Source organism: Pseudoclavibacter chungangensis, assembly GCF_013410545.1.
GTDB lineage: Bacteria > Actinomycetota > Actinomycetes > Actinomycetales > Microbacteriaceae > Pseudoclavibacter > Pseudoclavibacter chungangensis.
The window spans coordinates 399,456-424,437 of record NZ_JACCFV010000001.1 but is presented as its reverse complement, the minus strand read 5'-3'; the positions used below and the strand labels follow the sequence as shown (position 1 = coordinate 424,437).

20 protein-coding genes and 1 pseudogene are annotated in these 24,982 nt (G+C 71.6%); 4 read left to right on the top strand and 17 right to left on the bottom strand.

The features are described 5' to 3' along the window. Positions 1-13: 13 nt before the first annotated feature. The 9 genes from HNR16_RS01840 to HNR16_RS01800 all read right to left on the bottom strand — a co-directional run bounded on the left by HNR16_RS01840 (position 14) and on the right by HNR16_RS01800 (position 9,954). Entirely contained in the window at positions 14-886 is an 873-nt protein-coding gene (locus tag HNR16_RS01840) for a LysR family transcriptional regulator (RefSeq protein WP_179558050.1), read from the bottom strand. Positions 887-962: 76 nt separating this feature from the next. After that, complete coding sequence (locus HNR16_RS01835; protein ID WP_377700765.1) at positions 963-3,164, bottom strand: anthranilate synthase component I; 2,202 nt, start codon at positions 3,162-3,164, stop codon at positions 963-965. Between the two features lie 324 nt (positions 3,165-3,488). Next, a complete protein-coding gene (locus tag HNR16_RS01830) occupies positions 3,489-4,454 on the bottom strand; it encodes a hypothetical protein (protein ID WP_158039347.1) in 966 nt (321 codons plus the stop codon). A 248-nt stretch (positions 4,455-4,702) separates the two neighbouring features. Beyond that, positions 4,703-4,903 (bottom strand): hypothetical protein, encoded by a 201-nt coding sequence (locus HNR16_RS01825; RefSeq protein ID WP_158039346.1) that lies wholly within the window; start codon positions 4,901-4,903, stop codon positions 4,703-4,705. Between the two features lie 189 nt (positions 4,904-5,092). Further along, the gene (locus HNR16_RS01820; RefSeq protein WP_158039345.1) at positions 5,093-5,680 is read right to left on the bottom strand and encodes a hypothetical protein; all 588 of its coding nucleotides are present in this window, start codon (positions 5,678-5,680) and stop codon (positions 5,093-5,095) included. A gap of 60 nt (positions 5,681-5,740) precedes the next feature. Beyond that, positions 5,741-6,154 (bottom strand): hypothetical protein, encoded by a 414-nt coding sequence (locus tag HNR16_RS01815; RefSeq protein ID WP_158039344.1) that lies wholly within the window; start codon positions 6,152-6,154, stop codon positions 5,741-5,743. Then, positions 6,142-6,774 carry an RNA polymerase sigma factor gene (locus HNR16_RS01810; RefSeq protein ID WP_225737745.1) on the bottom strand — a complete coding sequence of 211 codons (633 nt, stop codon included), beginning with the start codon at positions 6,772-6,774 and terminating at the stop codon, positions 6,142-6,144. Before HNR16_RS01810 ends, HNR16_RS01815 begins: the two co-directional genes overlap by 13 nt. Positions 6,775-6,889: 115 nt before the next feature. Continuing rightward, positions 6,890-8,902 (bottom strand): chromosome partitioning protein, encoded by a 2,013-nt coding sequence (locus HNR16_RS01805; protein ID WP_158039342.1) that lies wholly within the window; start codon positions 8,900-8,902, stop codon positions 6,890-6,892. A gap of 59 nt (positions 8,903-8,961) precedes the next feature. Further along, on the bottom strand, positions 8,962-9,954 hold the full coding sequence (locus HNR16_RS01800) for a malate dehydrogenase (RefSeq protein ID WP_158039341.1): 993 nt from the start codon (positions 9,952-9,954) through the stop codon (positions 8,962-8,964). Between the two features lie 159 nt (positions 9,955-10,113). Between HNR16_RS01800 and HNR16_RS01795 the strand changes: the two genes are divergently transcribed. Beyond that, positions 10,114-10,569, top strand: a complete 456-nt coding sequence (locus HNR16_RS01795) for a GNAT family N-acetyltransferase (RefSeq protein WP_158039340.1) — start codon at positions 10,114-10,116, stop codon at positions 10,567-10,569. 114 nt (positions 10,570-10,683) lie between these two features. Here HNR16_RS01795 and HNR16_RS01790 read toward each other — a convergent pair whose 3' ends face one another. From HNR16_RS01790 to sucC, 6 genes and pseudogenes are all read right to left on the bottom strand, one after another. Then, complete coding sequence (locus HNR16_RS01790) at positions 10,684-12,027, bottom strand: dimethylarginine dimethylaminohydrolase family protein (RefSeq protein ID WP_225737744.1); 1,344 nt, start codon at positions 12,025-12,027, stop codon at positions 10,684-10,686. A gap of 102 nt (positions 12,028-12,129) precedes the next feature. Next, positions 12,130-13,764: a bifunctional phosphoribosylaminoimidazolecarboxamide formyltransferase/IMP cyclohydrolase gene (gene purH, locus HNR16_RS01785; RefSeq protein WP_158039339.1), complete on the bottom strand. Its 1,635-nt coding sequence runs from the start codon at positions 13,762-13,764 to the stop codon at positions 12,130-12,132. A gap of 110 nt (positions 13,765-13,874) precedes the next feature. After that, a pseudogene (purN, locus tag HNR16_RS01780) lies at positions 13,875-14,474 on the bottom strand (phosphoribosylglycinamide formyltransferase); the annotation flags it as partial. A gap of 40 nt (positions 14,475-14,514) precedes the next feature. Further along, entirely contained in the window at positions 14,515-16,368 is a 1,854-nt protein-coding gene (locus tag HNR16_RS18535; protein ID WP_158039337.1) for a cell division protein PerM, read from the bottom strand. 142 nt (positions 16,369-16,510) lie between these two features. Continuing rightward, positions 16,511-17,395: a succinate--CoA ligase subunit alpha gene (gene sucD, locus HNR16_RS01770; protein WP_158039336.1), complete on the bottom strand. Its 885-nt coding sequence runs from the start codon at positions 17,393-17,395 to the stop codon at positions 16,511-16,513. Between the two features lie 30 nt (positions 17,396-17,425). After that, entirely contained in the window at positions 17,426-18,598 is a 1,173-nt protein-coding gene (gene sucC / locus HNR16_RS01765) for an ADP-forming succinate--CoA ligase subunit beta (RefSeq protein ID WP_158039335.1), read from the bottom strand. Between the two features lie 248 nt (positions 18,599-18,846). On the opposite strand from sucC, the gene HNR16_RS01760 reads away from it, so the two are divergent. Both HNR16_RS01760 and HNR16_RS01755 read left to right on the top strand, forming a co-directional pair. Then, entirely contained in the window at positions 18,847-19,230 is a 384-nt protein-coding gene (locus HNR16_RS01760) for a hypothetical protein (protein WP_158039334.1), read from the top strand. A gap of 153 nt (positions 19,231-19,383) precedes the next feature. Further along, on the top strand, positions 19,384-20,100 hold the full coding sequence (locus tag HNR16_RS01755; protein WP_158039333.1) for a DUF1345 domain-containing protein: 717 nt from the start codon (positions 19,384-19,386) through the stop codon (positions 20,098-20,100). A 4-nt stretch (positions 20,101-20,104) separates the two neighbouring features. Here the strand turns inward: HNR16_RS01755 and HNR16_RS01750 are convergent, their stop codons facing one another. Then, on the bottom strand, positions 20,105-21,232 hold the full coding sequence (locus HNR16_RS01750; RefSeq protein ID WP_158039332.1) for a trans-sulfuration enzyme family protein: 1,128 nt from the start codon (positions 21,230-21,232) through the stop codon (positions 20,105-20,107). Then, the gene (locus tag HNR16_RS01745; RefSeq protein WP_158039331.1) at positions 21,229-23,724 is read right to left on the bottom strand and encodes an ATP-dependent helicase; all 2,496 of its coding nucleotides are present in this window, start codon (positions 23,722-23,724) and stop codon (positions 21,229-21,231) included. Before HNR16_RS01745 ends, HNR16_RS01750 begins: the two co-directional genes overlap by 4 nt. A 154-nt stretch (positions 23,725-23,878) precedes the next feature. Here HNR16_RS01745 and HNR16_RS01740 point away from each other — a divergent pair, with 154 nt between their 5' ends. Then, on the top strand, positions 23,879-24,853 hold the full coding sequence (locus HNR16_RS01740) for an aldo/keto reductase (protein ID WP_158039330.1): 975 nt from the start codon (positions 23,879-23,881) through the stop codon (positions 24,851-24,853). Positions 24,854-24,982 lie beyond the last annotated feature (129 nt).

The window sequence follows — 24,982 nt, the reverse complement described above, 5'->3', positions numbered from 1 at the left end:
CACCGCACCGGTCTCAGTTCGCGAGTGCCCCGCCGTAGACGAGCGCGACCGCGTCGCACAGGTGCTCGAGCAGTCGTTCGGCGGCCGTGCTGCGGTGCTCGGGGTGCGCGATGAGCCCGATGCGCAGTTCCATCGGTGCGCCGTCCGCGTCGAGCACCCGCGGCGAGCCGGCGGGCGCGAGCGTGCGGGCGACGACCGCGCGCCCGAGGTGTTCGCCGGCGAGCTCGAGGGCGAGCTCCGGCGTCGCGACGTGCGCGATGACGTCGATCCGGGCACCGGCGAGGGATGCGGCGCGTTCGAGTGCCTCGCGCACGCCGATCGCGGCGTCGACGGCGATGACGGGCCGCTCCGCGAGGTCGACGATGCTGATCGTTTCGCCGCCCGGTCCGCCGACGACGACGAGCGGATCGGTGAACGAGAAGTGGAACCGCGCGGACGTGCCGATGTGGACGACATAGGCGAGATCGAGCGAGCCGTCTGCGACCCGCGACTCGAGGGCGGTCGCCGATGCGGCGGTGATCTCGAGGCGGACGTCCGGGAACTCGCGCGCGAACTGCGCGAGGACGTGCGGCAGCGACGGGACGACCGCGCCGACGACGACGCCGAGGCGAACGACCTCGCGGCCGAGGCCGATCGACGACACCGCCTCGGTGACCGCTTCGAGCGCCGAGAGCGCGATGCGCGTCGGGGCGAGCGCGGCCGCCCCCTCGGGGGTGAGTCGCACCGTCCCCGTCGTCTGGGCGAACAGCCGGTGCCCGAGCTCGCGCTCGAACTCCTCGACCGCGGCGCGCAGGTCTTCCTCAGGGACGTCGAGTTCCTCCGCGGCCACGCTGAAGGAGCGTTCGTCGGCGACGGCGACGAACGCGGTGAGCTTGTCGATGTGCATCGTGGGAACCATAGTAGCGGCGACGTCGCTCCGGGCGTCGCCCGTTCGCACCCCCGGGGCCTCGACCGTCCGGCGGCTAGACCTCGGCCGTCTGGAAGTTCCGTGCGGAGACGGCCTCGAGGACCGCGTCGATGATCTGGTGCCCCGCCGAGTCCCGCAGGGTCATGAGGCTCTCGGGGTGGAACTGGACGGCGAACACCGGCCTCGTCCGGTGCTGGACCGCCATCGGGATGCCGTCGCCGTCGCTCGCGACGAGCACGAGCTCGTCGTGCGGGAACGTCGCCGGATCGATGTAGAGCGAGTGGTAGCGGCCCGTCGTGAACGTCTCCGGCAGCGTGTCGAGGAAGCCGTCCGCGACGCGCGTCACCGACCGCTCCTGTCCGTGCAACGGGTAGCCGAGCTGGCCGAGGGCTCCGCCGAAGTACTCGCCGATCGCCTGCTGCCCGAGGCACACACCGAACACGGCGAGACCGCGGCCGAGCACCTCGTCGAGCACCTCGCCGTCACGGAAGTCGTCGGGCGTGCCCGGCCCGGGCGACATGACGACGAGGTCCGGGTCGAAGTCGTCGAGCTGTGCACGGAGCGCGTCGCGATCGATGCCGCCGAACGGGATGCGGACAGTGCGGACCTCCGCGCCCGACTCGCCCATGTACCCGGCGAGCATCTGGACGAACGAGTCCTCGTGGTCGAGGAGGAGGATGCGTCGGCCCGTGCCCGCACCCGTGTTCGCCGCGCCGACGAGCTCGGCGGTCGTCACGTCGACGTCGGCCGTGGCGGCCGCGGCCGCGCCCGTGGCGTCGATCGCCTCGAGCAGCGCGGACGCCTTCATCTCGGTCTCGCGCTCCTCGTCCTCGGGGACGGAGTCGATGAGGAGCGTGCCACCGGCACGCACCTCGGCGATGCCGTCGCGGATCATGGCGGTGCGGATCGTGAGGCCCGTGTTCACGTCGCCGTTCGCGGACACGACGCCGATCGCGCCGCCGTACCACGTGCGCGGCGTGCGTTCGTACTCGTCGATGAACCGCATCGCCCAGATCTTCGGGGCGCCCGTCACCGTGACGGCCCACATGTGCGTCGCGAACGCGTCGAGCCCGTCGAGACCGGGGCGGAGCTCGCCCTCGACGTGATCGACCGTGTGGATGACCTTCGAGTACAGCTCCACCTGGCGCCGCCCGATGATGCGCACTGAGCCGGGAACGCACACGCGCGACTTGTCGTTGCGGTCGACGTCGGTGCACATCGTGAGCTCGGAGCGGTCCTTGTCCGAGTTGAGGAGTTCGAGGATGCGGTCGGCGTCCTCGATCGCGTCGGCACCGCGTCGGATGGTGCCGGAGATCGGCACGGTCTCGACCCGGGTGCCGCTCACGCGCACGAACATCTCGGGGCTCGCCGACACGAGGAACTCGTTGTCACCGAGGTTCATGAACGCGCCGTAGGGCGCGGGGTTCGAGACGCGGAGGTGCGCGAAGAGCGCCGACGGCGTCGCGCGCAGCGGCCGTCGGAAGGCCTGGCCGGGGACGACCTCGAAGAGCGCGCCGCGCTCGAACGACGACTTCGCGCTCGCGACGAGCTCGGCGTACTCGCCCGGCGCGTGGTCACGTTCGTCGCGCGCATCGGCCGAGGGCCCGACGAACGGACTCGGGGTCGCACTGCGGGCGATGCCCTCGGTCGTCTCGCCGCCGAGCGCGAACTCGAAGTCGAAGCGCTGCGCGTCGCCACGCTGCCGGTCGACGACGAGCACCGAATCGGGCAGGTAGACGACGAGGTCTCGCTGCGCGCCACCCGCGGGCGCATCGAGCGCCTCGATCTGCCGCACGAGGTCGTAGCCGAACGAACCGTAGAGGCCGAGGTGCGGAACGTCGTCCGGGAGCGCCTCGATGACGGCGCGCACGATCGAGAACGACGAGCGGCGCCGGGTGCGCGCCTCCTCGGGAAGCACCTCGTCGCGTTGCGGATCGACGTGCACCTGGAAGGCGCCGAACGCGCCCTCGTTCTCGATCGTCGCCGTGACGTGCACGCCGTCGACCGCGGCGATCACCTCGCGCAGTCCCGTCAACGGGATACGGCCACGCTCGTTGAGCGCTCGGACCACGAGGTCGAAGCCCCGCCCCTCGATCACGAGCGGCGGGTCGATGAACCCGATGTCCCATCGCGTGTACCGCCCGGGGTACTCGACGCCGGAGGAGAGGACCACGCCGTGCCGGTCGTCGAGACCGGCCTGGATGTCGTCCATCTCCGCGGGGTCGGCCTCGCGGGAAGTGTGAGCGGTGGTGAACACGGGGTGCCCTTTCGTGTGCCCGGCCGGTGGCCGTGTGGGAGCGCGATCGACAAAGCGCCGCTCGGTCGAGGGTACTCCCTCGACCGAGCGGCGCTCGCGGACGGCCTCGCCGGACGGACGCCCCGACCTCCCGACGTCCCGCCCCGATTCGAGCTCGTTCAGGGTGTCACGGAAGGGCTGCCGCATGAGGAACGCACCGAACACCGTGACGACACTTCAGGCCTCGCTCGTGTGATGACCGCTGTCAAGATGTGCGCATCCATTGTCTGCACAGGCGGAACGCCATCCGCATGACGCGAACGGCGTTCCGGTCCGTGGTTGCGGTCAGGGAGCGCTCGTGACCGTTTCGTCGTCGAAACGCTGCGTGACGTCGGGGACGTCGTCGGGGACGAGCCCACCGGCACGCGCTCCCTCGTACTCGGCGACGCTCGTGACGATGCCACGCGAAGCGTCGACTTGCAGTTCGACCGTGGTCCCGTCCTGCGTACTCCCCGTGAACACGAGCGCGTCCGCGTCCGACGACACGTCCACTCCCTCGACCTGCTGGAGCGCCTCGAACACGACGAGCCGAACCTCAGGCGCACTCAGGTTGAAACCGCCGGCATCCAGCGCCCCGAGCGCGTAGGCACCTGCGCTCGAAAGGCCGAGCTCCGCCGCGCGACTCTCCCACATCGTGATCATTCCCTCGACGTCGCCGGGCACCTCGCTCGCGGGAAGCTCGAAGAGTCCGGCGATCCCGGACTCCTCGTCGATCCAGCGCTCCGTCTCGGCCGGCGCGGGGTCGAGAACGCCGCTGCCGTAGACGTCGGCGGGCGCGTACTTCGCGTCCCACGCGGCCGTCGCGGCCGCGCGATCGCCGTAGATCTCGACACCGACGAAGCCGGGCGTGCTCACGTCGACGCTCTCGACGCCCGCGTCTCCGGCCGAATATGTCGTCGACTGCCAGCTCGTGAGGATCGCAGCCGTCGCATCCGCCCGCGTCGCGGGCCCAGCGAACGGCTCGTCGGGAAAGTCTGGCGTCGGCTGTACGATGAGCACCTGGTCGAGCTGCTCGTCGATCTTCAGGTATTCGCCCGCACCGGGCCGCAGGTCCACGGCCGTGATCTCGACCGAGCGCGGTGTCCCGCCCGGTGCATCGCCGTCGGCGGCGACAGCAGGCCCGGCCGCGGGCGCGAGGGCCCCGGCAACGAGCGCCGTCACTGCGGCGGCGGTGCCGAGGCCGGTGGCGCCCGCGATGCCGATTCCGATACCGAGGCGCTGGCCGCCCCGGCGGCTACGTGTCGATTCCATGGCTACTCCTTCGTTCCGTGAGGTTTCGTCGAGCGCCGGCCGAGGACCGGCCACGTCGCGCTCGATATGTATTGCCGGGGACGGCCCTCCCGGTTCGGCGTTCATACCTCGGCGTGTCATCACCGGTCCCGCCGTAGCGGGCTCGCGACGAGGACCTCGCTCGTGCCGGCGTCGGACGCACCGCCCTCGAGACGACGACTCACGGTGCTTCACGCGCTTCGGTGGCCGGGCCGTGAAGGCGTCCTCGGCTACCCGTGGCCGTGCCCGAGTCCCGCGAACCCCACGATCGCGGCGGCACCGGCCCCGAGTAGGAGCGAGATCGCGACCACGACCACGGAACGTCGATCGATCAGCCGGTCACGCTCGGCAGTATCCCGGTCGAATTCCGTACTCGGTGCATCGGCGTCCTCGCCGATGGTCGCGTCGGCCTCGTCGGTCCGGTCCGTCATCGTGTGCCTCCGTCGGCTTCGGGTATACGCGAGCAGGGGCTGCACACGCGACGTCGCTCACGTGCCGCGATCCGGTTCACGGCACCCCGGTGTGTGTCGCGCGAGCGTGGGCGCCGCCTCGGAACGGGCACGTGTGGCGACCACCCGCTCGGATGCGGCGGCCCTCGCGACGTGACGACGCGCTGGGCGCTACGGTGCGCTCAGCACGGTCTCGTAGCTGAATCGCACGCGCACGTCCGGCACCCCGTCCGGCACGATGCCGCCGCTCCCGCGCTCACCGAGGAACTCCTCGCTCATCGTGACGATGCCCCGGGACGCGTCGACGTGAACGACCACCTCGGAACCCGAGCCGAGCGATCCCTCGATGCGCACCGAACCGTCCGACGCCTGCATGACCTGGATCCCGTCGACGAGCTGCAGCGCGTCGAACACCGTTGTGCGCACCGAGGGTGGTTCGAGGTTGAACTTCGCCGGCCACTGCAACGCCGACAGCGCAACCGACGCCACACTCGCGTCCCCCCGCGCCGACGCCTGCTGCGCCCAGTGTTCGGCAAGGCGCTCCGGGTGGCTCGGGAACTCGTCGCGGGTCAACTCGTACAGCGACGGAGCATCGGGTTCGCTCGGATTCGGGTAGCGGTTGGTCGAGAGCGGCGCAGGATCGAACACACCACGTCCGTAGGCATCCTGCGATGCGTATTTCGCGTCCCAGGCCGTGCTCGCCGCGGCTCGGTCGCCGTAGATCTCCACCCCCTCGAACCCCGCGGTCGTCACCACCACGCGCTCGGCACCAGGCTCGGCCGGAATGTAGCTCGTGGTCGGCCAACGCGTCAGGATCGCCTACCTCGCGTCCGCACGCGTCGCGGCACCGACGAACGGCTCCTCGGGATCGTCTGGAGGCGATTGCACGACGAGCAATTGTTCGAGGTGCTCCTCCGCCTTCAGGAACGTCCCGGCCGCGGGTGCCATGTCGACGACACGGATCTCCACGTCGTCTCCGGCGGGCGTGACCGGATCGGGGAGGGGCACGGTTGCTCCGGCGAAGGCGAGAACCGCGACCGTCGTCGCGACGCCCGCCGCGCCGAGCGCCGCCGTCCCGAAACCCGCGACACGACGCCACGACGGACGTCGACGTTCCCGGGCCGGGACCGCCGACGCCATGCGCCGCTCGAGGCGTGCGCGCGCAATGGTCAACGTCTCGGGATCGGCGTCGACGGCGTTCCGGACGTCACGCAGTGCGTTCAACGAATCCATGTTCCCTGTTCCTCTCGGTCCCTGCTCGGCCCCTCGGCGTCGGCGGTTCGCCGTCCCGGCCCGTCGATGCGCCACTCGTCGTACTCGGGCCCGGCCTCGCCGAGCCGTTTGCGGACACCATTGAGGCGCGAGCGCACCGTTCCGACGGGAACGCCGACGGCCGCAGCAACCTCCTGGTAGCTGAGATCACCCCACGCATAGAGCAGGAGCGTGGCGCGGTCGCGCGCCGACAGCCGTGCGATCTCGGGTGCGAGATCGCGCACCCGTGCCCAGGCATCGACCCTGCTGCCGACCGACTCGATGCCGGACTCCCCGGCGACGGCCGCGGCGGCCCCCGCCTCCCAGGCACGCCACTGCTGCGCCTCACGAGCGCGGTGCTTGCGGATGAGTCGCGTCGCGATGCCGAACAACCACGGCCTCGCGCTCGACCACGCGTGGTCGAAGCGTTCGCGTCGCTCGAAGGCGACGAGGAAGGTCTCGCTCAGTACGTCGTCCGCCGCGCCGACACCGACACGTGACGTCGCGTACGCCGCGATCGACTCGGCGTGGCGTTCGAACAGCTCGCCGAACCGCGGCGGGTGCTGCAGCGATCGCCTGATGATGTCGCTGTCGGTGGTCACATCCGTCGTTGCGCGTTTCCCGGGTTCCGGTTCACGGGACGAGTCCCGGGCGTGTCGCTGCTCGTCGATGCGTCTCCCCGCGAGGCGGCCGCCCATGGCTGGGCGGCGCACCGCGTCAGAGGGCTTCGGCGATGACGGCGGCCGCGTGCCGCCACGCGTCGCGCGTCTCGGGACGCAGGTTGGGGATGTCGAGCTCGCCGCCACCGACGAACTGCTGGTCGAACGGCACCTCCACGACCGCGCGAGTGAGCTGCGCGAAGTGCTGCCGGAGCCGGTCCGTGAGCTTCGGGTCCTCCTTCGTGGAGGGGCTCGAGAGGATCGTGACCGCGTTCGCGAGCTTGTCGGCGTGGCCGCGTTCGCGCAGACCGTCCGCGAGCCACGCGGCCGAGGCCGCCGTGTCCTCACGCGCCGTCGACACGATGACGAGCTGATCGGCGACGTCGAGCGCCGCCTCCCAGTTGCTCGCCCGCATGTTGTTGCCCGTGTCGATCACGAGCACACGGTAGAAGCGCGAGAGGGTGCGATGCAGGCGCGAGAACGCCTCGGCGTCGATGATCGCCGCGCTCGCCGCGTCGTCGTCGGACGCGAGCACGTCGAACTTCGCGTCCGCCTGGTTGCGCACGAACCGGTCGATGTCCGCGATCGTCGCGCCGCCCGAGATCTCGAAGTGCGTGAGCTGGCGGAGCAGGTCGACGGCGGTCCGCGAGTGCACACCGGGGTGCGATCGCCAGCCGAGCGTCCCGCGGGTCTCGTTGTTGTCCCACGCGAGCGTGTAACCGCCGCGGTGGAGACCGAACGCCGCGGCGATCATGAGCGTCGCCGTGGTCTTGTGGGCGCCACCCTTCGGGTTGACGACCACGATCGACTTCGGGCCGTCGAGCGGCCGCGCGATGAGGGCGACCTCCTCGCGCTCGATGCGCTCGCGCTGACCCGGCGAGAGCTTCAGGAGCCCGCCCGTCGACCTGCGGAGCGCGCCCCGCCAGCCGTACTCGGCCGGCGCGTTCTGGCACGTCGTCTTCTCGGCGAGGAAGTCGTCGAGCGTCGGCACGCCCGCGCGGCGGTGCCCACCGCAACCGGTCGGATCGACCGGCGTGGGCGCGCCCGACGGCATGGGGGCGACGCCCGTGCCCGCGTCGGGCCGGGGCTCGGCGGCCTGCGGTGCGCCCCGACGTCCACGCGGGAAGCTCGGCGCCCACTCGACCGGAGGCTCCGCGGCCGGTTCGACCGCGACCGGGGCCACCTGGCCCGTGTGGGCCCCTGGGCGTGCGCCGTGCTGGTCGGCGCCGGCCCCGGGCGTGCGTCCGGCCACGACGGGAGTCGGGCCCGTCGCGACGGCGCTCGCATCCGCGAGCGGTTCGGCGGTCCGGTCACCACGCGAGGCACCGGCGAAGGTCGGCGCCTCCACCGTGGCGGTGTCGGACTGCGCCGGCGCTCCGGCGCCGGGCTGCGGGACGAACCCCGCGGGTGGGGCGAATCCGGTCGGCGGCACGAACCCCGCTGCCGGAACTCCGCTCGCGGCCCGTGCGGCCGGCGCATCCGCCGCGTCGTCGATGCCGTCGAACTCGTCGATGTCGTCGAAGCCGTGATCGAGTCCCTCGTCGTGGAAGTCGTCCACGTCGTCGGCCGACTTCTCGACGGGAGCCGTCGTCGGCTCGGGCACCGCGACGGCGACCGCTGCGTCGTCGACGACGAAGTCGCTCATCATGCCCTCACGGGGCAGCGAGATGGTCTCGTGCACCCGCTCCGTGGCCACTGCCGCCGACTCCGGTGCCGTCCCGTACTCGCTCGCGTACCCACCGTCGGCCGCCGCGGGCACCTGCTGGAGCGCGGCCGTGTCCGAACGGAGCACCTGCTCGCCCTCCTGGAGCGGTTCGACGCCGCCCTCCTCGGCGATGTCCCCGTCGGGGAACACGATGAGCGGATACACCCCGTCGACATCGACCGTCCGGAGGCGGACCGGACCGCCCGCCTCGCCGGCGATCGACATCGTGCGCTGGATGACGAGCGCACGCAGCTCGTCGGCGTCGCCGGCCTCGAGCGGCTCGAGTCTCGCCTCGTCGCGGATCTCGCCGCGGCCGTCGTCACGGATCACCGCCTCCAGGCTTCGGCGGATGGGCTCCTCGTTCATGCTGACCTCACGGTGTCCGGCGCCGTGGCGCCTCGGGTTCTGGAGGGAACGTGCGCCTCTCAGCGCAACAGTCCGAGCGTATCGACGGCTTCTCGTTCCGAGGTGAGTTCTGCGACTGTGGCGTCGATCCGTTCCTGCACGAGTGCTGAACGGGACAGTCCCTCCACGACGTGCCACGCGCCGCCGTCGCTCGTGACGGGTACCCCGGCGACGAGCCCCTCGGGGATCCCGTAGGCGCCCGTCGACGGGAGCGCCGCGGTCGTCCAGTCGCCCGGTCGGGTCCCCAGGACCCAGTCGCGCACGTGGTCGACGGCCGCCGAGGCCGCCGACGCGGCCGAGGACGCACCGCGGGCCTTGATGATCGCGGCCCCGCGGGTCGCGACGGCCTCCCGGAACGGACCGTCGAGCCACGCGTCGTCCGCGACGACCTCACGCAACGGGCGTCCGTCGACGAGGGCGTGGTCCACGTCGGGCACCTGCGAGTCGGAGTGGTTGCCCCACACGTGCAGGCGCTCGATGCGGTCGACGCCCGCGCCGGTGCGCTCGGCGAGCCGCGCGAGGGCGCGGTTGTGGTCGAGGCGCATCATGGCCGTGAAGCGGTCGGCGGGAACGTCGGGGGCGGCGGCACGAGCGATGAGCGCGTTCGTGTTCGCGGGGTTCCCGACGACGAGCACGCGCACATCGGGTGCCGCGTTCGCTGCGATCGCGCGGCCCTGCGGGCCGAAGATGCGCCCGTTCGCCTCGAGGAGATCGGCGCGGTCCATCCCCTCGCGGCGGGGCATCGCGCCCACGAGGATCGCGATCGAGGTGCCGTCGAATGCCGCATCGGCGTCGGCCGTCACGTCGATGCCGCGCAGGAGGGGGAACGCGGCGTCGTCGAGCTCCATCGCCGTCCCCTCGGCCGCCGCGACGGCCTGCTCGATCTCGAGCAGGCGCAGCTCGACGGGGACGTCGGGGCCGAGCATCTCACCGGCCGCGATCCGGAACAGGAGCGCGTAGCTGATGTTGCCGGCTGCGCCGGTGACGGTGACGCGAACGGGACTCGTGTTCAATCTGGTGGCCTTCCGGGCTCGCCCGACGACCTGACGCCAGGATCTCCCCCAAGCCTACCGGCGCGACCGCTCACGCGTCCGGGACGGCGCCGGACGTCCATCACGGACGCATACATCGATCACAGCCGATGGGCGTGTTCAGACGCTATGGTGCGGAGCATGAGCGAGCTGCGACTTGAAGAGCTGTCGGCGAACAACGTGGTCGCCGCGAACACCCTGACCCTCAAGCCCGGTCAGGACGCCTTCGTGACCCCCGTCTCGGAATCCATCGCCGAGGCGTACGTCAACCAGGACACCATGTGGCCGCGCGTCGTCGTTCTCGAGGACACGGTCGTGGGATTCATCATGGGGAACTTCGACGCCGACGCGAAGAACCCGCTCTACAACGCCACGATCCTGCGCATGAACGTCGACGCCGACCACCAGCGCCAGGGCATCGGCGCGTTCGCCGTGGAGTCGGTGGCGACCGAGGCGCGTGCTCGAGGCTTCGAGCGCGTCACCGCCATCTGGGAGGAGGGCGACCTCGGGCCGGGCGAGTTCTTCCGTGCGGTCGGCTTCGAACTCGTCGGCGAGACGCAGTACGGCGAGGTCATCGGCTCCCGCACGCTCGCCTGACGCGCGACGCGGCCGATCCCGCCTGCAGCTCCCCCACGCCGATGGGCGGCCGCTGTCGGCGGTCGGCACGTGTCGGCGGTCGGCACGTGTCGACGGTCGGCACGTGTCGACGGGTCAGCCGAACACGCGCGCCGAGAGGCAGGTGACCCCGCCCTCGAGCTTCTCGAACTCGGACACGTCGAGGCTCTCGACGCGATAGCCGAGGCGGGCGACGAGCTGCTGCGTCTTCGGGGCGGCGGCCGACACGAGCACCGTCTCGCCGTCGAGCGGCAGGACCGATGCGCCGGCGGCCTCGGGCACCGCGATGACCCGCCCGAGGAGCGACAGATCGGGCACCCCGTCGGTCCATGCGAGGATCGTGCCGTCCGGGAGCGCGGTCGCGACCGTCTTGAGGTGCAGGGCACCCGCGACCGGGACGGCGACCACGCGGTAGCCGAGCGCGCCGACGATGCGGCGGAGCGCCGCGATCCCGTCGCCGTTCGTGCGGGACGACGACCCCACGTACACGGTGTCGCCGACGAGGAGCACATCGCCACCGTCCAGCGTCGCGGGCGCCTCGATCTCCTCGACCACGAGACCGGAGTCGGCGAGCGCGGCACGCACGCCGGGCTGCTCGGCGCGACGCTCCGGTGAGCCGGAGCGTGCCAGGACGGCGACCTCACCGATCATGACGACCTGGTCCTCGGTGAACACGGAGTCCGCCATCGTCTCGGCCGCCGCGACCTCGCGGGTCTCCCAGCCGTACTGCTCGAGCAGTTCGACGTAGCTCTCCCACTGCTCGGCGGCCCGATCGCGGTCGACCGGCTCGCGATCGATGTGCGTGAGCTGCGCCTCGTCGAGGTTCGCCGCGGGAATCCGCACGAGCGCGACCTTGTCGACGGCCTCGCTGAAGCGGCGCGGGTCGTCGAGCGCGATGCTCCCGCCGTCGCCGCCGAGGAGTCGTCGAACGGCCTGACGCGTGAGGATCGGGCCGAGCACGCCGCTCAGGATCGTCGCGATCGCGAGGAACGCGAAGTTGTTGCCGAAGAACTCGAGGAAGATGATCGACCACACCTGGCCGGAGAACTCGATCCCGCCCTGCGACACGATCTGCTGGACGTAGCCGAGCACGCCGCCGAGGAGGCCACCGACGAAGCCCGCGAGGCCCGCGAGGAACCAGTTGCGGAACGCGCCGAGCGTGCCGCCGATGATGAGAACGAGCATGAGCACGGTCGCGGGCAACGCGTAGATGCCGAGCGCCTGCAGGAACGTGTCGAGCGCCGAGAGCGTGAACGTGAGGTCCCGCTCGTTCATGCGCACGAGCGTCAGCACGAGCGTCAGCACCGCGATGGAGACGGATGCGACGAGCGTCGCGTTGAGGCGCTCGCGCCACGTTTCGCCGCCGCCCGTGTCCGCCGCCCGTGTCGTGGCGTCCGTCGTCTCGGTGGCGGCTGGCTCGGCGGACTGGTCGCTCGTCATTCGGTTCGTTCTCGCTTCGAGGTCGTGTGCGGTTCGCTGGCGCGGCAGCATGTGTGGCCGCGCGGGGTGGAGTGGGCGCGACGTGGTGTGACGCGCGCCCCCTCAGTGGGCGAAGTGGCGCTCGCCGGTCGTGTACATCGTGACACCGGCCGCCTGTGCGGCCTCGATGACCTCGCTGTCGCGCACGGACCCGCCCGGCTGGACGACGGCTCGCACGCCGGCGTCGAGCAGCACCTGGAGCCCGTCGGCGAAGGGGAAGAACGCGTCGGACGCCGCGACGGAGCCCGCCGCGCGGTCACCCGCGCGCGTGACGGCGAGGTGGCACGAGTCGACGCGGTTGACCTGCCCCATCCCGACGCCGACGGCGGCGCCGTCGTGCGCGAGGAGGATCGCGTTCGACTTCACGGACCGGCACGCGACCCACGCGAACTCGAGGTCGCGCAGCACGTCGTCGTCGGCCGGTTCGCCCGCGACGAGCGTCCAGTCGGTCGAGATGCCCGTCGAGCGCGCGAACGCGTCGCCGGTCTGCAGGAGCGCACCGCCCGACACCTGTCGCAGCTCGGTGGCCTCGCGCTCGTAGCCCTCGGGAAGCTGCAGGAGGCGGATGTTCTTCTTGCGCGAGAGCACCTCGAGCGCCGCGGGCTCGAACGCGGGCGCGACGACGACCTCGGTGAAGATGTCGGCGACGGTCTCGGCCATCTCGAGCGACACGGGGCGGTTCGCGGCGATGACGCCGCCGTACGCGCTCGTCGGGTCGGTCGCGTGGGCGCGCCGGTGTGCCTCGGCGATCGCCGCGCCGCCCGTGAAGCCCGCGGGCGCGATCGCGATGCCGCAGGGGTTCGCGTGCTTGATGACCGCCACGGCGGGTGCGTCGAAATCGAATGCGGCGCGCACGGCGGCGTCGGCGTCGACGTAGTTGTTGTACGACATCTCCTTGCCGTGCAGCTGCGTCGCCTGCGCGATGCCGCGCCCCTCGGGGCGTCCGTAGAGTGCCGCCCGCTGGTGCGAGTTCTCGCCGTACCGCAGTTGCGCGAGACGCTCGAACGCGACCTCGAGGTGCTCGGGCAGGTCCGGTGTCGCGGGGTCGGGGGCGCCGGATGCGTCGGCGTCCCGCTCCGCGTCGGCGAACCAGGCCGCGACGGCCGTGTCGTACGCGGCGGTGTGCGCGAACGCCTCGGCCGCGAGCGAGCGACGCTCGGCGAGCACCGTGCCGCCTGCCGTGAGCGACTCGATGAGCTGCGGGTAGCGCGCGGGGTCGACGACGATCGCGACGTTCGCGTGGTTCTTCGCCGAGGCACGCACGAGCGCGGGCCCACCGATGTCGATCTGCTCGACGACGTCCGGCGCGGCCGCACCGGAGGCGACGGTCTCGACGAACGGGTAGAGGTTCACGACGACGAGCTCGAACGGCGCGATGCCGAGCTCGTCGAGCTGGGCGACGTGGTCGTCGAAGCGCAGATCGGCGAGGATGCCGGCGTGCACGGCGGGGTGCAGCGTCTTGACGCGGCCACCGAGCGACTCGGGGAAGCCCGTGACGGCCGACACGTCGGTCACGTCGAGGCCCGCGTCCCGGATGGTCTGGGCTGTCGAGCCCGTCGAGACGATCTCGACCCCGTCGCCGGCGAGTGCCGCCGCGAGTTCGACGAGGCCGGTCTTGTCGCTCACGGAGACGAGGGCACGACGGATGCGGACCCGGTCGCGGTCGTGATCGGGTGTGCGTGCGGCGGGGGCGCTCATGCGGTCGGATGCTCCTCGGCGGTCGGGGTCGGTTCGGGGGCGGCGTGGTCGGTGACGGCCCGCTCGGTCGGTTCGCGATCGGCGGGCTCGGCGGCGTCGGCGGGCTCGGCGGCGAGCGTGGCGAGATCGAGGTCACCCGCGGCGATGCGGCGGACGGCGTCCGCGAGCAGGCGCCGTTCCGCGACCTTGATGCGGGCGTGCAGCGTGGCCTCGGTGTCGTCGGCGCGCACATCGATGCGCGTGCGGGCGACGACGGGCCCCGTGTCGACGCCGTCGTCGACGACGATGAGCGACGCGCCCGTGCGGCTCGCGCCCGCCGCGAGCGCGTCGCGGACGGCATGGGCTCCGGGGAACTCGGGCAGGTACGCGGGGTGGGTGTTGAGCAGCGCGGGCGAGAGCGCCGCGACGACGCGCGGCGGCACGAGGCGCATGAACCCGGACAGGATCGTGAGGTCCGGCTCGTACGAGCGGATGCGCTCGAGCAGGGCGTCGCCCCAGGCGGCCCGGTCCTCGAACTCGCGGGGACGGACGACGAAACTCGGGATCCCGAAGCGCTCGGCGAGCGCGAGTCCGTCGCACGGCGTGTCGGCACCGATCGCGACGACCTCGGCGTCGATCGGCTCGGACGAGCGACGCGACGCGTCGAGTTCCTCGAGGAGGGCTTCGAGGTTCGAGCCCGCGCCGGAGATCAGGACGACGAGCTTCTGCACCGGACGAGTCTATCGCGGCGCGCGCGGAGCGGCGGTGAGGTCAATCCGGATCGTCGGCGAGCGGGTCGATCCCGGCATAGATGTCGGGCTCGCCGTCGTCGAGCGGCGTGTGGCGGGGGCGCTTCGTGCGCGTCGAGGTGGCGCGCTCGGCCGCCGTCCGGCTCGCGCCGAGATCGCGTGTCCCCCCGCCGCGCTCGTCACCGTCGCGCGACGGACGAGTGGCCTCCGACGAACGCGCGCGTCCCGCCGCACCTGCACCGTCACGCGAGCCGATTCGTGGCGCCGAAGCGGTCCGGTCGTCCGTCACGCCGCGGCCGGATCGTCCCGCACGGCCCGTCCTGTCGGCCCTGTCGGTCCTGTCGGTCCTGTCGCTCTTGTCGGTCCTGTCGGTCCTGTCGGTTCCGCCGGTCCGGCTTCCCGACCCGGTCCGGCCCCCGGGTGCGCTCCGACTGCTCGTCCCGCCCCGGCTTCCCGGGGTGGTGCGGCCGCCCGTGCCCGTACGGCCGCCCGTGCCCGTGCCGTCGTCGGCGCGGACGCGATCCGGTGCACCACGGCGGACGCCCTCGCCGGTGTCGCCCGTTGCCTCGCCACGCCCGCTCGCACCGGACCGGGGACGGCCCGAACCGCTCTCGGCGGGCGTCCTCGCCGTGCGCCGGTTCGTGTCGGCCGTGCCCCCCGAGCGGTCGGCGGTGGTCCGGCGTCCGGCCACGGCAGCCGCCTCGGTGTCCTCGGCGAGGGGCAGATACGCGCCCACGAGCGCCCCCGTCCCGAAGGTGACGAACGCGAGCAGCAGCACCCACGCCGCGTTCGGTCCGACCGCCACGAGCCGGCCCGGCCCGACCGGACCGCCCGAGGCGACGGCGAGCAGCGCGCACGCGACCGCGGCGACGAGCGCCGCGAACAGCGGCACGACGGCCCGTGTCCAACCGTCGGCGTACGCCGACGCAGCGGGGTGCCGACGCATCGCGATCGCCCCCGCGACCCCGCACGCGACGGGGAGCGCGACGACCGCGATCGCGATGCCCGGTACGTGTTCCGGGAGCGCGCCGAGGAGCGGGACGAGTGGCATCGGTGCGACCGCGGTGCCCGTCGGCGCGACGTGCGAGCCGGTGCCGATCTCGAAGCCGGGCCCGAGCAGCCACGCGGCCGTCCACACGATCGCGTTCGGCAGCACCGCGAACTGGGCGACCCCCATCGTGATCGCGCCCGCGACATCGAGGTGCAACGATTCGAACACCGCGAGCACGCGACCGAGACCGATCACGAGCGCGATCGCGAGGACCACGACCGCGAGTGCGCCGAGCGCGAGGAGCATCACGAGCGCGCCGTGCACGACCCCGCCGAGCACCGCCGCACCGCCGGGCCGCAGGGCATCCCGGAGCGGATCGAGTTCTTCCCAGTCCCACGCGCGCGCCCCCACGAGCACGGCGAGCGCGTAGAGGAGCGTGCCGAGGGCGGCGGTGCGCACGACGTCGACGGAGCCGACCGGGCTCGAGGCGAGCGACGCGACGACGGCCGACGAGATCGCGAAGGCGACGACACCGACGAGCGCGGCGAGCCACGCCCCCGTCCCCTCCCGGAGGCGGGATCCCGCGAGCAGGCCGGCGACGACGGTGACGAGTGTGAGGCCGAGCGGCGCGAACGCGATCGCGAAGACGACCGGTGCGACGGTCCCGAGTCCGAGCCAGACCGGGTCGAGCGTCACGTCGACGCTGCCGCCGAGGGAGAGCGCCCAGACCGCCGCGCCCGCGCGCAGGACGGTGCTCGCGTCGCCGACCGCGCCCTGCGAGAGCCACACCACGAGGGCGGCGAGGAATGGGATCCCGGCGCCGACGAGCGTCGCCAGCACGGCGTCTGCGGCGGCGATGAGCGGGACGAGGGCGCGGGTCTTCATGCGGCCCCGAGCGTATCCCGACTGTGCGACGGGACGGGCTCGCCACCCCGCACACCCGACCGGCTCGCGGCGATGCACCCGCACGGACACCGACGGCGGGGCGGCCCGGTGGCCGCCCCGCCGTCGCGGAGGTCGTCGTCGGCTACAGGCCGGCGTAGATCTCCTTCATGATGTTCGCCGTCTCGGTCGGCGTCGTGCCAACACGCACACCGGCGGCCTCGAGGGCCTCCTTCTTGGCCTGCGCCGTGCCCGCCGAGCCCGAGACGATCGCGCCCGCGTGGCCCATCGTCTTGCCCTCGGGGGCCGTGAAGCCCGCGACGTAGCCGACGACGGGCTTCGTGACGTTCGCCTTGATGTACTCGGCCGCACGCTCCTCGGCGTCACCGCCGATCTCACCGATCATGACGATCGCCTTCGTCTGCGGGTCGGCCTCGAACGCGGCGAGCGCGTCGATGTGGGTCGTGCCGATGATCGGGTCGCCGCCGATACCGATCGCGGTCGAGATACCGATGTCGCGCAGCTCGTACATCATCTGGTAGGTGAGCGTGCCCGACTTCGAGACGAGGCCGATCGGGCCGGGGCCCGTGATGTTCGCGGGCGTGATGCCCGCGAGCGAGACGCCCGGCGTGATGATGCCGGGGCAGTTCGGTCCGACGAGGCGCGTCGCACCCGACGCCGCGGCGTGCGACCACGCCTCGGCGCTGTCCTTGACGGGGATGCCCTCGGTGATCGCGACGGCGAGCGGAATCTCGGCGTCGACGGCCTCGATGATCGCGTCCTTCGCGAAGGCCGGCGGCACGAAGATGACCGTGACGTTGGCGCCGGTGGCCTCGATGGCCTCTTTCACGGTGCCGAAGATGGGCAGCTCCTTGCCCGCGAGCTCGATCGTCTGACCGGCCTTGCGGGGGTTCGTGCCGCCCACGACGTTCGCGCCCGACTCGAGCATGCGCGTCGCGTGCTTCGAGCCCTCGGAACCCGTGATGCCCTGGACGATGATCTTGGAGTTCTCGTCGAGGAAAATCGACATTCTTGTGTCCTTGTCTGTCTTCTGCGTGTCTTAGGCGGCGGCCGCGGCGAGCTCGGCGGCCTTGTCGGCGGCCTCGTCCATGGTCGCGACGACCGTCACGAGCGGGTGGGCGAAGTCGGCGAGGATCTTGCGACCCTCCTCGACGTTGTTGCCGTCGATGCGCACGACGAGGGGCTTCGTGGCGGTGTCGCCGAGCGTCTTGAGCGCGCCGACGATCCCGTTCGCGACCGCGTCGCACGACGTGATGCCGCCGAACACGTTGACGAAGACGCTCTTGACCTGCTCGTCGCCGAGGATGACGTCGAGTCCGGCCGCCATGACCTCGGCCGAGGCGCCGCCGCCGATGTCGAGGAAGTTGGCGGGCTTCTGGCCGCCGTGCTTCTCGCCCGCGCCCGCGACGACGTCGAGGGTCGACATGACGAGGCCCGCACCGTTGCCGATGATGCCGACCGAGCCGTCGAGCTTCACGTAGTTGAGGTCGTGCTCCTTCGCCTTCTGCTCGAGCGGATCGAGGCCGCCGGCGGCCTCCGCGAGCGCGGAGTGGTCGGCGTGACGGAACTCGGCGTTGTCGTCGAGCGACACCTTGCCGTCGAGCGCGATGATGTCGCCCTGCTCGGTGAGGACGAGGGGGTTCACCTCGACGAGCGTCGCGTCCTCCTGGTTGTACACCTCGTAGAGCTTCACGAAGACGGGAGCGACCTTTGCGACGAGCTCGTCGGGGAAGTTCGCGACCTTCGCGATCTCCTCGGCGATGCCCTCGTCGATGCCGTACGCGGGGTCGACCTCGATGCGCGCGAGCGCCTCGGGCTTCTCGACCGCGAGCTGCTCGATCTCCATGCCGCCCTCGACGCTCGCCATGGCGAGGTAGGAGCGGTTGGCGCGGTCGAGCAGGACCGAGAAGTAGAACTCCTTGTCGATCTGGGCGCCCTGCGCGATCATGACCTTCTCGACCGTGTGGCCCTTGATGTCCATACCGAGGATGGCCTTCGCCGCCTCGTACGCCTCCTCGGGCGTCTTCGCGACCTTGACGCCGCCGGCCTTGCCGCGGCCACCGACCTTCACCTGTGCCTTGACGACGGTCACGCCGCCGATCTTCTCGGCGGCTTCGCGTGCCGCCTCGGGCGTCGTCGCGACGATGCCCTGAAGAACCGGAACACCGTGCGCTTCGAACACGTCTCGCGCCTGGTACTCAAAGAGATCCACGTTTCATCCCATCCGCGACCTCATCCAGGCCGCGTTCGTTCGCTCGTCATGAGCTTCGACTACTTGCAGAGTGGCGGAGCATGGCCGTGTCGGGCAGTGCTGCCCTGCGCCGGCGCACCACGTCCGGGGTCAGCCTACTCTCACCGCGGTGAACGGCGGATGCAGGTCGCCAGGGCGACCGTCCACCGCCCGGCCCTCCGCTCCCCTACGCTGTGGCGCAGCAACATTTCGCACGGAAGGCGAGCACCATGGCCGGCTACACCGACTACTTCATCTCGGGCGATCACGTGGCGGGCAAGGGTGCCGTCGCCGCCGCGCTCCAGCAACAGGGGTTCCGCGTCGAGTCGACGCCCGCGGGCGGGCTCGCGATCGAGCGCGGCAGCCTCGGCACCACGCTCCTGCTCGGGGGCCTCGCGGGCAAGAACTTCCACGTGAAGTTCGTCGTCGAGTTCTCGGTCGACGAGCACGGGACGCTCGTCGCGCGGCTCCACCGCGAGATGTCGCGCGGGGCGCTCAAGGGCGGCGCGATCGGCGCCGCGAAGACGTCGAACGCGTTCGACGACACGGCGCGCGCCCTCGACGAGCAGCTCCGCGCCCACGGTCTCCTGCTCGACGTCCGAACGGGAAACTGACCCCGCCCCCACCCCACCCACCCGCCCACCGATTTCCGCACCGAGTTCTCGGGCGAGTTCCGGGCGGTTTCCGGGGTTCCGGGGCACCCGGAACCCCAGAAATCGCCCGGAACAGCGCGGGGCCGCGCGGGCCGTGTGTGCGAGCATGGCCGCGTGCCTGTGCGATACGTGAGCGACTTCACGCGGACGAACCTGAGCGCGGTGATCGGTGGTGTCGTCGCGTTCGCCGCGTTCGTCGCGCTGCTCCTCGTCGGCGGACGCGCCGGCATCATGCGGCCACTCGAAGCCGCCGCCACCTTCTACCTCATGTGGTGGCCGTGCTACATGGCCTGCTACGTCGTGTGGACGCACATCGCGTACTCGAACCGCACACCGCAGGAGCTCCGAGTCGCCGCGCGCACCGAGTCGCGCTTCCTCCGCAACTGGTGGGTCCGCGTGCTCGGCCACGGTGATGCACTCGCCTGGACCGTGACCGGCGCATCGGTCGCCGTCGTCCTCACGATCATCATCGCCCAGACCCCGCAGTTCCGCGACGACCTGCTCTTCGTGATCCTCGGACTCCTGTCGGTCGCGAGTTCGTGGGCGATCATGGTCTACGCCTTCGCGCTCGAGTACCTCCGCCTCGCCGCACAGCAGGACGACGCCGAGGACGGCGTGCACATCGAACTCGCCCTCACCGACGAGCCGCGATTCGGTGACTACCTCACCCTCGCGATCCTGCTCTCGACGATGGCCGCGACCGTGTCCGCCACGATCCGCTCGCGTCGCGCATGGACGCTCGTCCGCGTCAACGTGCTCCTCTCGTTCGCCGTCAACACGGTCATCGTGTCGATGATGGTGTCGCTCCTGTTCGGCGGCCTCGTGGAGTGACGCGTCACGCGTGCAGCGCGCGGTCGAGGTCGTCCCACAGGTCGTCGACGTCCTCGATGCCGACCGAGAGGCGCAGCAGGTCGTCGGGCACCGAGCTCGTCTCGGTCGCGAACCGCCGACGTCGTTCGATGCTCGACTCGACGCCACCGAGGCTCGTCGCGGGCAGCCACAGCCCGACCGCCGACACGACGGCGTCCGCCGCCGCCGCGCCACCCACCGGTCGCACGCCCAGGATCGAGCCGAACCCGTTCATGAGCCGCGACGCGCGCTCGTGCCCGGGATCGTCCGGCAGGCTCGGGTGGCGCACCCCGGCGACGAGCGGATGCGTCGAGAGGCGTCGCTCGAGCTCGGCGGCGTTGGCCTGCGAGCGTTCGACGCGCAGCGCGAGCGTCCGCAACCCGCGCAGCGCGAGCCACACCTCGAACGGCCCCGCGATCGCACCGTGCAGCGTGCGGTGCGCGCGCACGAGGCCGTCCAGTTGGTCGTCCGCAGCGACGACGGCCCCGAGCACGACGTCCGAGTGCCCGGCGAGATACTTCGTGACGGAGTGCACGACGAGATCCGCGCCGAGCGCGAGGGGCCGCTGCCCGAGCGGCGTCGCGAACGTGTTGTCGACGACCGACCGAACGCCGAGCGAACGCGCCGCGGCGAGGATCTCGGGGAGCTCCGCGACCTCCAGCATCGGGTTCGTCGGTGACTCGAGCAGCACGAGCGATGCACCGTCGAGCGCCGCGAGCACCTCGGCCGTGTTCGCGACGTCGACACGGACGAGCTGCCCGCTCGTCCGCGCCACGAGCTCGTCGACGAACCCGAGGGTCGTCTGGTAGGCGTGCCGCGGCACGACGATCGTCGCGCCGGGCTCGACGAGCGAGAACACCGCGGCGATCGCCGCCATGCCCGACGAGAACACGACCGCCGGACGCTCCGCACCCTCGAGCGCGCCGAGCGCCGCCTCGAACGGCTCCCACGCGGGTGTTCCCCCGCGGCCGTAGAAGCGATCGCCCGGGCCGGGCTCACCCTGCGAGACGAACGTGCTCGACAGCACGATCGGCGGGTTCACGGGCGCGCCCGGCGCACGGGGTGGCCGCCCCGCCGTCACCGCGAGCGTCGCGGGGCGCTCCGCGCCTGTCACAGCTTCTCGATCGGGGCGAGCTTCACGAGCAGCTTCTTGCGCCCCGCCGTGTCGAAATCGACCTCCGCGATGCGCTTCGCGTCCGTGCCCGTCACGGCTCGGATCGTGCCCTCGCCGAAGTCGACGTGGCGGATGCGGTCGCCCCGCTCGAGCTCCATCGCCGAGTTGTCGCGCACCTGGCCCGTGACCTCGTTGATCCACTTCTGTTTCGGCTTCGATGCGTTGCGCGTCTCGCGTCCCGCGTCGGCGTCGCGGAACCGCACCGACGAGTAGCCGCGCTCGCCCTGCGGCCGGGCCTCGGCGTCGCCCGGCCCCACGCGGCCGTAGCCGCCCGCGGTCGAGTACGCCTCGGAACCGACGGGGCGTCGTCCGCCCCGCCCCTCCCACTCGCCCCGCCGCGCGTTGAGGGCGCGCGGCTGCGTGCCACCCCGCGAGGTCGCGTCGAGCGGCGACACGCGCCAGTCGATGAGCTCGGTGGGGATCTCGTCGAGGTAGCGACTCGGCATCGCGACCGCCGACTCCCCGAACTGCGCGCGGGTCATCGCGAGGGTCAGGTACAGGCGTCGCCGCGCCCGCGTGATGCCGACGTAGAAGAGCCGTCGCTCCTCGGCCGCTCCGCCCGGCTCCTGGGCCGCCATGCGGTGCGGGATCAGGTCCTCCTCGATGCCCGTGAGGAACACGGTGTCGTACTCGAGTCCCTTCGCGGTGTGGAGCGTCATGAGCGACACGGAGCCCGACTCGTCGTCGAGCTCGTCGGCCGCCGCGACGAGCGCGACCTCGGTGAGGAACTCGACGAGCGAACCGTCGGGGTTGTTCTTGTCGTACTCCTTCGCGACGTTCACGAACTCCTCGACGTTCTCGGCCCGCGCCTCGTCCTGCGGGTTGCCGCTCGCCATGAGCACCTCGAGGTAGCGGGAGCCCGCGACGAGCGCGTGCACGGTCTCGCCGACCGTCGCCGCACCCGTGGGGCGATCGGGATCGAGCGCCGCGGCCGTCTCGTCGAGCAGCCGCGTGAGCTCGACGATCGCGCGCGTCACCTTCGGGCCGAGGCCGATCTCGTCGACGCGTCGCATCGCCTCGCGGAACGGGACGTCGCGCTTCTGCGCGAAGTCCCACAGCGCCGTCTCGGTCGCCGGGCCGATGCCGCGCTTGGGCGAATTGAGGATGCGCCGCGTCGCGAGCTCGTCCGCGGGGTTCGCGGTGGCCATGAGGTACGCGACGACGTCCTTGATCTCGGCGCGCTCGTAGAACTTCGTGCCCCCGATGAGCCGGTACGGCACGGCGGAGCGGATGAAGATCTCCTCCAGTGCGCGCGTCTGCGCGTTCGTGCGGTAGAACACGGCCATCTCGCCGTACGCGACGCCCGTGTCGTGCAGCCGGTGGATCTCGTCGGCGACGAACTGCGCCTCGTCGTGCCCCGAGTAGCCCGTGAAGCCGACGATCTTCTCGCCCGCACCGTCGGCCGACCACAGCTTCTTGTCGACCCGGTCGAAGTTGTTGCGGATGACGGCGTTCGCCGCCTCGAGGATGTTCTGCGTCGAGCGGTAGTTCTGCTCGAGCAGCACGACCCGCGCGCCCGGGAAGTCGCGCTCGAAGTCGGTGATGTTCCGGATGTCGGCGCCGCGGAACGCGTAGATCGACTGGTCGGAGTCGCCGACCACCGTGAGCGACGCCCCCTCGATGCCGCCCTCGGCATCGAGCTCGGTGCGGGTGTCGAGCGGCACGTCCTTCGGCTCGACGCGCTTCGTGAGCTCGCGGATGAGCGCGTACTGGGCGTGGTTCGTGTCCTGGTACTCGTCGACGAGCACGTGCCGGAACCGGCGCTGGTACTTCGCCGCGACCTCCGGGAACGCGCGGAACAGCGTGACCGTCTGGCCGAGCAGGTCGTCGAAGTCGAACGCGTTCGCGCGACGCAGCTCGCGCTCGTAGCGGCGGTAGATGTCGAGGAACATCGCGTCGCGCGGATCGCGATCGGATGCCTGTCGTGAGAATTCGTCGGGGTCGACGAGCTCGTTCTTGAGCTTCGAGATGCGTCCCTGCACGCTCGGCACGGTGAAGCCGAGCAGATCGGCCTCCAGCTCTTTCACGATGCGGCGGATGAGCGCCTTCGAGTCGGCGGAGTCGTAGATCGTGAAGCTCTGCGTGTACCCGAGGTGCTCGGCCTCGCGCCGCAGGATGCGCACGCACGCGGAGTGGAACGTCGAGATCCACATGCCCTCGGCCGCGCCGCCGAGCAGCGCACCGACGCGCTCGCGCATCTCCGCGGCCGCCTTGTTGGTGAACGTGATCGCGAGGATCTGGCTCGGCCACGCCTCACGGCTCGCGATGAGCCCGGCGATGCGGTGCGTGAGCACGCGGGTCTTGCCCGAGCCGGCGCCCGCCACGATGAGCAGCGCAGGCCCGCGGTAGGTGACGGCCTCCCGTTGCTGCGGGTTGAGGCCGTCGAGCAGGGAATCAGCGGTCACGCCGGAAACTGGTGGAAGCAACGTCATCAGGCCTCGAGTCTACGTGCGGCCACGGACATCGCCCGGCCACGGCCGGGTCGCGGATGCGCACATTCCCGCTCGCCAATACACTGCCATCGGCACGATTCCGACCGGGTGCCGTTCCGTGCCCGGTTCGCACCGTCTTAGGAGCTCGACGAACATGACGAACGACCACACCACCACGACCGGCGAGGCGCCGCGGCGCTCACTCGGCGACGCGCTCGAGGTGTTCCCCGTGGTGCTGGGCGGCAACGTGTTCGGATGGACCGCCGACCGGGACACCTCGTTCGAGGTGCTCGACCGCTTCGTCGCCGGCGGCGGCAACGCGATCGACACGGCCGACGTGTACTCGGCGTGGGTGCCGGGGAACAGCGGTGGCGAGTCGGAGACGATCATCGGCGAGTGGCTCGCGGCGCGGACGCGTCCGTCCGATCTCGTCGTCGCCACGAAGGTCGCCATGTGGAGCGAGGCCCCCGGCCTCTCACCCGACAACATCGCGCGAGCCGTGGACGGGTCGCTCGGCCGGCTCGGCGTCGACGCGATCGACCTCTATTACGCGCACCAGGAGGACCCCGGGACACCGATCGCCGAGTCGGCGGCCGCGATGTCGGCGCTCGTCGACGCAGGCAAGGTGCGCTACCTCGGCCTGTCGAACTACTCCCCCGCCGCGATGCGCGAGTGGATCGAGGTCGCCGATCGCGAGGGACTGCACCGCCCGGTCGCGCTGCAGCCGCGCTACAGCCTCGTCGAGCGCGGCATCGAGGACGAGGTGCTGCCGACCGCCCGCGAGCTCGGGCTCGGCGTCCTCCCCTACTCCACGCTCGCCTCGGGGTTCCTCACGGGCAAGTATCGCTCCGACGCGCCGAGGCCCGACACGCCGCGCGCCGCGGGGGCGGGTGCCTACCTCGAGAGCGCGCACGGCGAGCGGATCCTGCGCGCCCTCGACGGCATCTCGGGGCGCCTCAAGGTGCAGCCCGGCTCCGTCGCCCTCGCGTGGCTGCTCGCGAAACCGGGCATCACGGCCCCCATCGCATCGGCCCGCAACATCGCCCAGTTGCCGCTGCTGCTCGATGCGGCCCGCATCACGCTCGACCCGTCGGAGATCGACGAGCTCGACCGCGCCTCGCAGGGCTGACGCAGGATATCGGGCCGCGGCGTGCGGCCGCCGCGACGGCATCGCACCACGGCGACCGGAACGGCACATTCTCGTGCGTTCCTCAGCAAAAGTTCCCGTAATTCTCAACTTCTTGTAGACTCGGGGCCA